The organism is Capnocytophaga sp. oral taxon 323, from assembly GCF_001278825.1.
In the GTDB taxonomy this organism is placed as follows: domain Bacteria; phylum Bacteroidota; class Bacteroidia; order Flavobacteriales; family Flavobacteriaceae; genus Capnocytophaga; species Capnocytophaga ochracea.
In genome coordinates this window covers 1970335-1982872 of sequence record NZ_CP012589.1, presented here as the reverse complement: position 1 = coordinate 1982872, position 12538 = coordinate 1970335, and the positions used below count along the sequence as shown (strand labels likewise).

10 protein-coding genes are annotated in these 12538 nt (G+C 42.3%); 6 read left to right on the top strand and 4 right to left on the bottom strand.

Annotated elements, in window-relative coordinates; genetic code table 11:
- Positions 1 to 32: 32 nt before the first annotated feature.
- From AM608_RS08540 to AM608_RS08525, 4 genes are all read left to right on the top strand, one after another.
- Complete coding sequence (locus AM608_RS08540) at positions 33 to 1322, top strand: glycosyltransferase family 4 protein (RefSeq protein WP_009411518.1); 1290 nt, start codon at positions 33 to 35, stop codon at positions 1320 to 1322.
- Between the two features lie 11 nt (positions 1323 to 1333).
- On the top strand, positions 1334 to 2584 hold the full coding sequence (locus AM608_RS08535; protein ID WP_053581442.1) for a glycoside hydrolase family 57 protein: 1251 nt from the start codon (positions 1334 to 1336) through the stop codon (positions 2582 to 2584).
- Positions 2585 to 2768: 184 nt separating this feature from the next.
- Complete coding sequence (locus AM608_RS08530) at positions 2769 to 2999, top strand: hypothetical protein (RefSeq protein WP_053581857.1); 231 nt, start codon at positions 2769 to 2771, stop codon at positions 2997 to 2999.
- A 97-nt stretch (positions 3000 to 3096) separates the two neighbouring features.
- The gene (locus AM608_RS08525; RefSeq protein ID WP_009421420.1) at positions 3097 to 3720 is read left to right on the top strand and encodes a hypothetical protein; all 624 of its coding nucleotides are present in this window, start codon (positions 3097 to 3099) and stop codon (positions 3718 to 3720) included.
- Positions 3721 to 4358: 638 nt separating this feature from the next.
- Here AM608_RS08525 and AM608_RS08520 read toward each other — a convergent pair.
- The 4 genes from AM608_RS08520 to AM608_RS08500 form a co-directional block, all read right to left on the bottom strand.
- A complete protein-coding gene (locus AM608_RS08520) occupies positions 4359 to 4988 on the bottom strand; it encodes a hypothetical protein (RefSeq protein WP_253273463.1) in 630 nt (209 codons plus the stop codon).
- Between the two features lie 125 nt (positions 4989 to 5113).
- A complete protein-coding gene (leuS, locus tag AM608_RS08515) occupies positions 5114 to 7951 on the bottom strand; it encodes a leucine--tRNA ligase (protein ID WP_053581440.1) in 2838 nt (945 codons plus the stop codon).
- 190 nt (positions 7952 to 8141) lie between these two features.
- A complete protein-coding gene (locus AM608_RS08510) occupies positions 8142 to 8792 on the bottom strand; it encodes a hypothetical protein (RefSeq protein ID WP_009411537.1) in 651 nt (216 codons plus the stop codon).
- Between the two features lie 885 nt (positions 8793 to 9677).
- On the bottom strand, positions 9678 to 10913 hold the full coding sequence (locus tag AM608_RS08500) for a hypothetical protein (protein ID WP_053581438.1): 1236 nt from the start codon (positions 10911 to 10913) through the stop codon (positions 9678 to 9680).
- Between the two features lie 287 nt (positions 10914 to 11200).
- On the opposite strand from AM608_RS08500, the gene AM608_RS08495 reads away from it, so the two are divergent.
- Both AM608_RS08495 and dinD read left to right on the top strand, forming a co-directional pair.
- Positions 11201 to 11623: a hypothetical protein gene (locus AM608_RS08495; RefSeq protein ID WP_053581437.1), complete on the top strand. Its 423-nt coding sequence runs from the start codon at positions 11201 to 11203 to the stop codon at positions 11621 to 11623.
- A 49-nt stretch (positions 11624 to 11672) separates the two neighbouring features.
- Positions 11673 to 12536 (top strand): DNA damage-inducible protein D, encoded by an 864-nt coding sequence (dinD, locus tag AM608_RS08490; RefSeq protein WP_053581436.1) that lies wholly within the window; start codon positions 11673 to 11675, stop codon positions 12534 to 12536.
- Positions 12537 to 12538 lie beyond the last annotated feature (2 nt).

Here is a 12538-nt window from a genome sequence, read left to right as displayed (position 1 = left end):
GAGGGGATTGGGGAAGGAATAAATAAAAGCATATGAAGAAAGCAAGAGTATTAATGTTTGGATGGGAATTTCCCCCTCATATCAGTGGGGGATTAGGAACAGCCTGCTTAGGTATTGCCCAAGGATTGGCTAAAAACGGCGTAAAAGTGCTGTTTGTGATGCCAAAAGCCTCCGGTGATGAGGACGGCAATGTGGCTAAGATTATCAACGCTAGCGATGTAGAGATGTTGCAAAACGCTGAAAAGATTGAAGATTTCTGGAAACACATCAATTTTATGGAGATAGGTTCGAACCTCGTGCCTTACCTGGACCCCGAAACCTTCGCCCGCGAACGCGACCAATACCTCAAAGAAGGCGAACACCGCGAGCGCATTTCGTATCATAACAAATTTCAGTTTTCGGGCAAATACGGCGCCAACCTAATGGAAGAAGTGTACCGTTATGCCTTAGTAGCAGGCACTGTTGCCCAACGCTATGAGTTCGACGTGATTCACGCCCACGACTGGCTTACCTATAGCGCGGGTATCATCGCCAAGAAGATTTCGGGTAAACCCCTTATCGTACACGTACACGCTACCGAATACGACCGCGGGGGCGAGTACAACCGCAATACACTGGTATACGACATCGAAAAACGCGGTATGGAAGCTGCCGATAGAGTAGTAACCGTGAGCAACTGGACGCGCAATATCGTTATCGAAAAATACGGTATCCCTGCCGAGAAAGTGATTACTGTGCACAATGCAGTAGACTTTAAAGCGGAAACCGACGCCAAAGAAGAACGCGGTATTAAAGATAAAATCGTTACTTTCTTAGGGCGTATCACCTTACAAAAGGGTCCTGAATACTTCGTTGAGGCAGCTGCAAAAGTGATGAAACGTATGCCTAACGTACGCTTTGTAATGGCAGGCAGTGGTGAGAAGATGAACCCCTTAGTGCGCCGTGTTGCACAATTGGGATTGGGAACCCGCTTCCACTTCACGGGTTTCCTCAGGGGTAACGACGTACAGCGTATGTTCCAATACAGCGATGTGTATGTGATGCCCTCAGTATCCGAGCCTTTTGGGATTTCTCCTTTGGAAGCAATGCGCTCAGGAGTACCTACTATTATCTCCAAACAATCGGGAGTAGCTGAGGTACTCCACCACGCTATCAAAGTAGACTATTGGGATATCAACGCCCTTGCCGATGCTATTTATGGCATTTTGGCTTACCCTACCCTCGCTCACTATATGCAACGTGAAGGGTATGACGAGGTAAACCAACTGAAATGGGAAAAAGCTTCCTTGAAACTCAAAAACATTTACGAATCTTTAATATAAAATAACCAACGATGAAAAAGTCAATTTGTATCTATTTCCAAATCCATCATCCCGAACGTCTTAGAAAGTATCAATTCTTCGACATCGGTAAGAAACATAATTACTTCGATAATTACGCCAATCGCTCTGAGCTTGAAGATTTGGCTGAGCATTGCTATCTACCTGCTAACGCCTTGCTCTTGGAGCTTATCAATAAATACAAAGGCAAGTTCAAAGTAGCTTTTTCTATTACGGGAAGTGCTATCGACCAGCTCGAAATGCACACTCCTGAGGTGATACGCTCTTTCCAAGAACTCGCCCAAACCGGTAGTGTAGAGTTTTTGGCAGAGACTTATTCCCACTCTTTGGCTTCGCTTTCCGATGATACCGATGAGTTCGAACAACAAGTAAAACGCCATACTACGGCTATCAAAGAGCTCTTTGGCAAGAAGCCTGTAACTTTTCGCAACACCTCTCTCATCTATTCCGATGCCATAGGCGAACGCGTCGCAAAACTCGGTTTCAAGACAATGCTCACCGATGGAGCTAAGCACGTATTGGGTTGGAAGAGTCCAAACTTTGTCTACAAAAACGCTATCGACGAAAACCTCAACCTTTTGCTCAAAAACAGCAAACTCAGTGATGATATCGCCATACGCTTTTCCGATAGAAATTGGAGTGAATACCCTCTCACTTCCGAAAAGTATATCAGTTGGGTGAAAAACAGCTTGCAAGATAGCGAGGTGCTCAATCTCTTTATGAACTACGAGGTAATAGGCTATTACAACAATGCTCAAAGCGGTATTTTCGACTTCTTGCGCTATTTCATCGTCTATATGATGGAAGACGATAACTATGAGTTCTTATTACCTAAGGAAGTAGCCAAAAAGCACCCTGCTAAATATGTCTTGCCTGTGCCCTACCCTATTTCTTGGACAGACGAAGAGCGCGATACCACCTCTTGGCTGGGTAACGAGTTGCAAAAAGAAGCTTTCCGAGAGCTCTTTAAGATACAAGCAGAGGTAAGAAAGAAAAAGAACGCCGACCTGATAGACGATTATACTCGTCTGCAAGCCAGTGAGCACTTCTATTTTATGCGCACTAAGCTCTTTTCAGGTGCCGACTATCACAAGTACCGCTTACCCTACGATTCGCCTTACGAAGCCTTCATCAACTATATGAACGTGCTCAGCGATTTCATCGAAAGATGCAAACCACACGAGCAAGAAGAGGTGCAAACCACACGAGTAACAAAGAAAAAGAGCCAGACAAGGAAAAAGTGAAAAGTCACTTTTGAGTTCCCTTCTCCCCCTATTTAAGAGAAGTCAGCGAGCTAGCGTAGCTGAGTATGTGAAAGGGGGGAGAGGTTATCCTCTTTTGAGAAACGCTACCCCTCGAAACCTATGCCCTATGGCGTGTAACCTAATGACTAAAAGAAAGTTTAATAATAATTTAAAAGCAGACAAGATGAAAAATGTAAAAACAAGGAAAGACAATTTCTTTGAAGAGATTGTCGCTGAAGAACTGAAAGAACTGTCTGGAACCAACAAAGTTGCCGAGACGAACCTCGACGAGATGCCCGCAGGACATCTAAGTAGCGAAGAGTTTCTCTATACCACACCTTTTAACGAGAAAAACTCACAGCTCGCCAAGAATACCGACAACGACTTAGTAGAAAACATTATTTACACTCCTTAAATAAAAAGCCCCTCGCTCACGCGAGGGGCTTTTTTGCTTTTTTTCAAATTTGCTATTTTGCTATTTTGTACTACCTTTGCAAAAAAAGAAGAATACAATGCGTTTTTTGAGTTATATCATAGCCTTTTTCACTCACCCCATCTGGTTCCCTATCTACGGAGCTATGGTGGTGCTTTTTAATATACCTTTCCCTCTCCCGGTAGAGCAAATGAAGTTTACGTGGCTATTATTACTAATAGTTACCATTGCTATCCCTACACTCATCTACCTCATCTTGTTTGTAGTAGGCTGGTTGCAGAACCCTTTTATCATTCCTTTAGAAAAACAAAAATGGCTTTTGTACGGCTATATAGCAATGCTCTTAGGGGTAGCTTTCGGCATCACCCCCATCGACCCCTATCCTATTCTCTACTTCTACGTGATGAACTTAGCCATCAGTTGTTTTATAATTTTGTTTTTACATTTTCTGCGATTGCAAGTCAATATGTTTGCTATGGGAATGGGGGCGCTTACTACCTTCTCAGTATTGCTCAGTATTGCCGTAGAAAAAGATATGACCTACATAATAGCCTTTTTCTTATTCCTCAGCGGAGCCTGTATTTCAGCACAAGCTTACCTCAACCAGAAGTCCTTATGGCTAATGTTTTTAAGTTGGCTCATTGGGGTTTTACCACAGCTCTCGCTACTGTTATTGTTCAGAAATCTAATTTTCGCAATGTAGCAAATTAGCCTTTTAAGCCTTTGAACAAATTATTCCTATTATTTATTGGCTAACAATTACCTAAGTAGCACCATTTGCCCCCTTAATAATTTACATATTATTCAAGGATTCCCACCTCACACTTCCCCATTTACTAATTTTCTAATTTGCTAATTCCCTAATTATCCATTCTCCTTCCCGTCGTACTCCCCCTAGTGCCTATGGCCTAAGGCCTAGTGCCTCTTCCTCTTTCTTTCGCCCCGAAACCCTGTTTTTAACATTTTTAGCGTTGCTGTATTATATTATGAATCAATTTTTTACACACCCTTTCTATACCAATCGTCCAAGATTCGTATAAGCTTCCTATAAGCTCTCCATAAGCTAACCCCACCCTCCTAACAGCCTTTTCTCGCCAAATCTTCTCTCAGCTCTCTTCCGAAACTCTCCGTTTCCTTCCGAACATTCTTAACAGTACTAACACATCGCTTTTGCGGTACACACTTTGCCAAATTTAATAGCCCGTCGTGCTACGACTGGCCCGTGTGGCTCGTACCTTTGGCAAAGTTGATTAGTGGTATTATTGACATTTACTCCATTTACTAATCTGTTAATTTCCTCATTCTCTCATTTTCTAATTTTCTAATTTCCAAGTTTGCTAATTAGAAAGTTCGTATTTTCGGGTTATATTGTTCAACAATTTGCAAGAGATAAGACAATGTCTCGCGCGACATTGTAATCCTTGTAATTTTTGGTGATTTGATTTTTACATATAAACCATTTTTGCTATAACCCCAATCTATATCCGTGATTTTAGCAGGGTCAATTTCACGAATCGCATAGAAAATAAAGAAGTACAGTTGCTTGTTACACAACACAAATGGCGGATTGTAGCGAGTGAGAACAAATAGACTATCTTTTACTTTTAACAGCAAGTCGAAATCACTATCACTCATTTGTTCTACCAGCATACGCAGAGCTTTTTCGTTGCGCTTGAACACATAAGAAAGGAGGTAATACACCAAAAAGGGAATAAGTAAAGAAAGGAGGGTTTCCCCTATTATTTCATCAGGAAACAACAAGTGTAGCACCTCTACACCTTCTTGTATCATCAGCACAAGATAAAGAAACAAAGGCGCTAAAAAAATCACGATAATAATACCGGTAACCCACAAGCGGAACTTACGTACCTTTTTCAAATAAGCCTCCCGCTTTTGTGACAGTTGGTGCTGAGGGCGATAAAGTGCTAAGCGTTCTTCGAATTCGTTTTTGCGTACTATTATAAAGTACATACTAACACCGAGAATGAGGAGAATCAAGAGAAAAAGAAAAAATGGAAAGAAAAAAAGTGTATCCATAATTTTGGCTGAAAACTCAAAAAAAAGTCGTTAATCACTAATTGACTAACGACTTTTTTCTACATTACGATATTGATAATCCTATTAGGCACTACAATTACCTTTTTAGGGGTGTTGCCTTGTAGCTGTTCTGCGGTTTGAGGATCGGTGAGAATGGCTTGCTCTATCTCTGCCACACTCATACTTGTAGCATAAGCGCGTTTAAAGCGTACTTTGCCGTTGAACGATACGGGATATTCCTTGCTGTCCTCTTGTAAATACTTATCCTCGTGTACGGGATAAGGTGCATAAGTTACACTTTCGGCATTTCCGAGCCTTTTCCAGAGCTCTTCGGCGATATGCGGAGCGAAGGGAGCTACCAGCACCGCAAGAGGTGTTAAAACGCCTCTATGGTGGCATTTTAGCGATGATAGCTCATTCACACATATCATAAACTGACTCACCGAGGTATTGAATGAGAAATTCTCGATATCTTCATTTACCTTTTTAATCGTTTTATGCAGTGCTTTGAGCATTTCGGGTGTAGGGGCTTCATCGGTTACTTGCCAGCCATTGTCATTGAAATACAAACGCCATAACTTGCGCAAGAAGTTATACACCCCCGAAATACCTGCTGTGTTCCAAGGTTTTGCTTGTTCCAAAGGTCCTAAAAACATTTCGTAGAGGCGCAAAGTATCAGCGCCATATTGCTCGCAAATATCATCGGGGTTTACCACATTGTATTTGGATTTAGACATCTTTTCTACTTCACGACCTGTGATATACTTGCCGTCTTCTTCTAAAATAAATTCTGCGTTAGCAAATTCTTTACGCCACGCTTTGAATTTATCAATATCTAACTCATCGGAAGTATCTTTTAAGAGAGAAACATCAACGTGAATAGGTTGTATTGATTGTCCTTTTACTTGATTTTTAGAAACAAAGGTATTGGTGCCCTCTAAGCGATATGCAAAGGCACTCATACCCAATATCATACCCTGATTAATCAGTTTTTTGAAAGGTTCTTCAGTGGGGGCAAAACCGCGGTCTTTGAGGAATTTGTTCCAGAAACGAGAGTATAACAAGTGCCCTGTGGCGTGTTCGCTACCTCCTACGTAGAGATCTACGTTTTGCCAATAGTCTACTACGGCTTTGGTAGGGAAGGTTCCACGTGCGTCTTTTTCCATCATATACTCTAACCAATACCACGAAGAGCCTGCCCAACCTGGCATTGTATTCAATTCTAATGGGAATACAGTTTGGTTATCAATCAGCTCATTGCTCACTACCTTATGGTTTACAGTATCCCACGCCCAAGTGGTCGCATTGCCCAACGGTGGGTTGCCCTCTTCGGTAGGGAGGTATTTCTCTACTTCGGGTAGAAGAATAGGGAGGTACTCCTCGCCTATCATCTGTGGCAAGCCATTTTCATAGTATACAGGAAAAGGTTCGCCCCAATAACGCTGACGTGAGAAGACAGCATCGCGGAGACGGTAATTCACTTTGGCTTTGCCTACTCCTTTGGCTTCTAAGGCAGCTAACACTTTGTCAACCGCTTCGTCAAAGTTATTGCAACCATTGAGAAAATCCGAATTTTGGTAAGTCATTCCCTCTTTATCGGTAAAGGCGTTTTCCGAAATATCTTTATCGAAGATGTTAATCACTTCGGGCATTCCTTTGGCACCTTTGAAGTGTTTGGCAAAGGCATAATCGCGGTCGTCACCAGCAGGCACTGCCATTACAGCCCCCGTACCATAGCTTGCTAATACATAATCGCCTATCCAGATAGGGATTTGCTTTCCGGTAAGAGGGTGCATGGCATACGCCCCTGTGAAAGCTCCTGATACGGTTTTGGTATCTGCCATACGGTCGCGCTCTGAACGTTTGGCAGTAGCTACGATGTAGGCTTCTACCTCAGCGCGTTGTTCCTCAGTAGTAATTTGCAATACTAAGGGGTGCTCGGGAGCAAGGGTAAGGTAAGTAACACCGAAGAGAGTGTCGGGTCTTGTAGTAAATACAGTGATTTTACCGTCGTTATTAGCCACTGAAAAATCAATACTTGCTCCTACTGATTTTCCTATCCAGTTGCGTTGACTTTCTTTGATGCTTTCACTCCAATCGATAGTGTCTAAACCTTGTAAGAGGCGTTCGGCATAAGCGGTGATGCGCATACTCCATTGGGTCATCTTCTTGCGAATCACAGGGTGACCCCCACGTTCGGATACACCATTCACGATTTCATCGTTGGCGAGTACAGTTCCTAAGGCAGGACACCAGTTTACTTCGGTTTCTGCCAAGTAGGTAAGTCGGTATTTTAGTAAATGACGTTGTTTGCTTTCAGCTGTCATTGCGTGCCATTGGGCAGCAGTGAAGGTTGGGGTATCGTCGTCACAGGCAGCATTTACCTTGCTATTGCCTTCTGTTTCAAAGAGAGCGATAAGCGTTTCGATAGGCTCTGCCTTGTCGGTTGCGTTGTTATACCACGAGTTGAACAACTGTATGAATATCCACTGGGTATGACGATAGTAATCGGGGTCGGAGGTCTTTACTTCGCGACTCCAATCGAAAGAAAAGCCCATTTTATCTAATTGTTCGCGGTAACGGGCGATATTCTGTGCCGTAGTGAGGGCTGGATGTTGCCCTGTTTGGATAGCGTATTGCTCGGCTGGCAGACCAAAACTATCATAACCCTGAGGGTGCAACACATTAAAGCCTTTGTGACGCTTGTAGCGCGCTACAATATCGCTGGCAATATAGCCCAGCGGATGCCCTACGTGTAAGCCCGCTCCTGAGGGATAAGGGAACATATCGAGCACGTAGTACTTAGGTTTAGTGCTGTTATTTTGGGCTTTGAAAGTTTGGTGTTTAGCCCAATATTCTTGCCAAAAGGCTTCTATTTCTTTGTGATTGTAAACCATTCGTCGTTAATTTGTGGATTTGCTAATTAGCAACTTTGCCAATTATGGTGCAAAGGTATGAAGTAATTAGCAAATGAGCAAATTTGGGGATTGGCAAATGCTGAGAAGTAAGAAAATAGAATTCTTTGCCAAGATTATAAAACCTTGGCAAAGATGAAGAAAGTTTATGTTTTTCGATTAACTTATGTTTCTAAAAACGTGGGAGTTTTTCAGGGATAATGTGTGCTGTGTCGTACCCTGCAAAGTGTTTCAGGTAGTTTTGCAACGTAGTACCATTGCCATCGGCAAAGGCATAGCGTCCTTTTTTCTTCAAATATTTTTTTACTGATTGCGCTCCGACTAAGTGAGCTGCGGCTAATATGCCTGACTCGGTAATTTCTATACCGTTAATTTTAGTGCCTACGTATTGCTTGATTTCATTGCGCAAATACCATTTGTTGCGCTGAAGACTAAGGGTAAAAAGTCGTTCTTGTTGTTCGGGGGAATTGAGGAATTGCTGAGCGTCTTTTACTCCGTAGAACTGCAAAGCTGATTTTCCGAATTGATATTTCCCCATATAGCCAAACCTATTTACTATAAAATAATTGCCTCGTGACTCGCGGTAGGCTAAGGCTTCTTTAAAGCCTATAAAACTTTTTCCTACTTGTGGTGGATTTAAGGAAAACAGATTGGGTTCGCTTGTTATTTCTTTTGGCATAGCGGTAACCAAACGAGGTATATCTACTACGAAGCTGGGCGGTACTACGGTAGTTCTCTCTTCATCACTTTTTACAGTAAAACCCAACATAAAAAATACGGCCATCATCACGGCACAATAATACCTCTTTTTTATATTTTTCATAAAAATTGTTTTCTTTAAGACTTACATCTGTTCTTCATAAGAAGTACACCTGCTTAAAATTATTTCGGGGGCAAAATTACAAAAAAAATGCCAAATGCAACTATTTTGGGTTATAATTTTATCGATAGTGCTATAAGAGTTCTTGATAGCTACCTTCTAAACATTAGTAATTACAAGGGTCGTAGCACGACGGGCGGGGGAGAAATTAGAGAATTAGGAAATGAGAGAATGAGGAGCGAGCCAAAGCCAGCGAGAGCTCACAGCTGGGTATGTGGGGGCGAGAGAAATGAGAGAATGAGAGAATGAGAAAATTAGGAAATGAAGATTGTTAGTTTATTCAACTTTGCCCAAGTTTGAAACTTGGGCAAAGTGTGTGCTACAAAAAGTGACACATCGGAGGGTTCGGAAGGAAACGGAGCAATTCGGAAGAGGGGAGAGAGGATTTTTGGTGAAAAAAGGGTGTAAGGAGGGTGTGGTTAGCTTATAGAGAGCTTATAGGAAGCTTATACGAATCTTGGACGATTGGTATAGAAAGGGTATATAAGTGGTTGAATGATAGTATAATACAGCGATGCAAAAAATGATAAAAAGAAGGTTTCGAGACGAAAGAAAGAGGAATAGGCACTAGGCCTTAGGCCATAGGCACTAGGGGGGAGTATGACGGAAAAGGGGGAATGTGGTGACGGAAAAAGTGAAGGGAATGTAGGGTCGTAGCATAATGGGAAATTATCTTTGGCAAAGTGTGTACGAGCTACAAGCTCGCACCAGCGAAGGAAACCTCCCCCTATTCACATACCCAGCTGTCGCTGGCTACCTTCAAAAGGGGGAATGTGGCGACGGAAAGGTGGAGGTAAGATGGGGGAAGTTTATAAGATAGAAAGTCTTTTATTTTGTCCACGAGAAAAGGCGCATATCTCCTGCTTCTAAGGTGTATGTTTTAGAGGTTGTCCAATTGACGGGGAGCAAGCGGGCTTCTTTGCTTACTTCTTGTACTTCGGCAGTGGCTTTTATCTCTAAGGGCAACGTTTTGAGAGGACTGTGGTTTACAATCATCAAATAGTAGCGAGACCCGTTCTGCAAAAGCGAAACAGTTGCTCCTATATCGCCTGTTTTGAGGACGTCAAAGTTTTTGGGCAATACCAATCTTTTTGTGCCTGCGGGAATGCTTTTGCCGGTATGCCATACGTTGAGCATCTTTGCTCCCACGAACACGCCGGAAAGTTTCTGTACTTCGGCATTGGCTTGGGCTAATCGGTAATAGGTAGCATTTTTAGAGCCGTCGGGCGCAATAGGCGCTTTGTAAGTTAGGTTATCAGGAGGGGTGGTATAGGTAAAGAACTGCATCAGTTGCGAACCATAGGCTAAGTTGGTGTACAGTTGCAAGCGCAGGTCGGCAAGAGTAGGTTCTGGGTATCCACCTTCACCGAGAGGGTGGGACGATGATAGCACGAGCGTCCATAGAGGAATGCGTAATTCTTTGGCTTTTGCCGAGAAGACTTCTAAGTTTTTATACCACAATCCGTTTACGGTTCTCTCTTTTGCTCCTTTGTTCAGTACGATAGGGTAGAAGGTAGAAGAGAGCATTTGCAGAGGGAGGGTGCGGGTAGCTTTTTCAAGATAAGCATTAAAGGAGGCACCTAATTGCTTTTCGGAAGTGTCTATTGAGAGGAAATTCACATAGCAGATGCCTTTTTTGTCGATTTGCTGAAAGCGTTTCATCTTCGCTGCTATCTTATCTAAATCTTTCATTGAGGGTTCGTCTGCCATAAACCAGCCCGCCACAGCAGGGTGGTCTTTTAGGGCTTTAATGGTTGCTTCGGTATCGGTAGAGAGTTCTGAGCAACTTACAATACTCTTCATTTGTAGGTTTTGCATCTTATTCAAAGCCTCTTTCACTTGGGCGAGGGGCGAATGATAAGTGTACATATTGTAATTTAAGCCCGCTTGTTTCATTTCTTGATAGGCTTCAGTAGAGGATTGAGGGGAGAGTCCTATCCACGCCATCATTGGAAAGGGGGTGTTGCTGGAGATAAGAGAGCCATTATCTTCGCTGTTATTATCTTTTTGGCAACTTGTGAAAAGGCATAAAGCACTTAAAGTGATGTAAAAAAATCTTTTCATTTGGGTAATGTTTATGGTCTTGATAGCGCAAAAATACAAAATAAATTGTAAAAAAGGTGACAATATGAAAGAAAATGATTACTTTTGTCGCAAGAGAAGTCGTAGCACGACAAGCAGTATGAGTCGCACAGGTGAAAAATTAGCAAATTTGTAAATAAGCAAATGAGGAAATGTGAACCATATATATAGTTTGAGCCACACAGGCATCTGTAGCACGGAAGGCAAAAGAAAAACGATTTGAGAACAAAAAACTCACGAGCAAAAATTTAGAACTAAATAAAAGAACAATGAAAAGAACGATTTTAATGCTCCTTATTGCCTTTGGAGCACTCTCTTGTAGTAAAGAGGATATTAAGAAATTAGAAGGTAAGGTAGATGTTACCGTCTACGTAAAAGACAACAACGGTACGCCCTTAAAGAATTGGGAGGTATATGCTTACGATGAATGGGCGTGGGAACACAAAAGTGACTCGCACCCTACTTTTCACGCGAAGCGGTCGGCGACTGATGATGAGGGGATAGCCTCGTTTGTACTGAGTGTAGATGTGATTGATGAGCAAGAAGTGTATCAGTTTGTGGTGTATTACACTGAGGACAACGCAGGGAAGAAGAATCTTTCGGGCACTGAAATTACTAAGAATAGTTTGAAGACAGTGAAAACGGTTACCCTTAAAGCGAAAGAAAAATCAACGATTACAATTGCGTTGTAGTAGTTATCGGACAGATTTCCCCCTTGAAACTTAAAAACGCTAAAACATTATGGATAGGAACAGTGTTTTACAGTACAAAAATCTGTTTGACGGCATTACTCATTATATAGAAAGTGAAGATGCCAAAGAGAAAATAGAAGTGTGGTTTGCCCGTGAGTTACAAACCATATTGGGCTATGCCCGATGGGAGAACTTTTCGGTAGCGATACACCGAGCAGTTGCTTCGTGTAAGTCGCAACAAATCAATGTAGATGACCATTTTCGTGAGGTCACGAAAATGGTCGAGTTAGGTAGTGGTTCCAAGCGTGAAATTATGGATTTTATGCTTACTCGTTACGCCTGTTATCTCATTGCTCAGAATGGCGATCCTAAAAAAGAGGAAGTAGCTTTTGCTCAGAGTTATTTTGCTGTACAAACCCGTAAGGCGGAACTCATAGAAGAACGGCTCAATTTACTCTCTCGTTTAGAAACACGCGATAAACTCAGAAGTGCCGAAAAGCAACTTTCACAGAATATTTATGAGCGTGACGTTGATGATAAAGGCTTTGCGCGTATCCGCTCCAAAGGCGATACCGCTCTTTTTGGCGGACATACTACTGAGGATATGAAGCTACGGTTAGGAATAAAAGCCAACAGACCTTTGGCAGATTTCTTACCAACGCTTACGATTGCAGCTAAGAACCTCGCTACCGAAATGACCAATTACAATGTAGAAAGTAATGATTTGCACGGCGAATCTGCCATCACACACGAGCACGTACAAAATAACCAAACTGTACGACAAATGTTAGGACAACGTGGTATCAAGCCAGAAGAATTGCCTCCCGCTGAAGATATTAAGAAATTAGAACGCAAAGTAGCACGTGATGAGAAAATGATAGTTGAACGCTCTCAAAAATTGCCTAAAAACTAAAA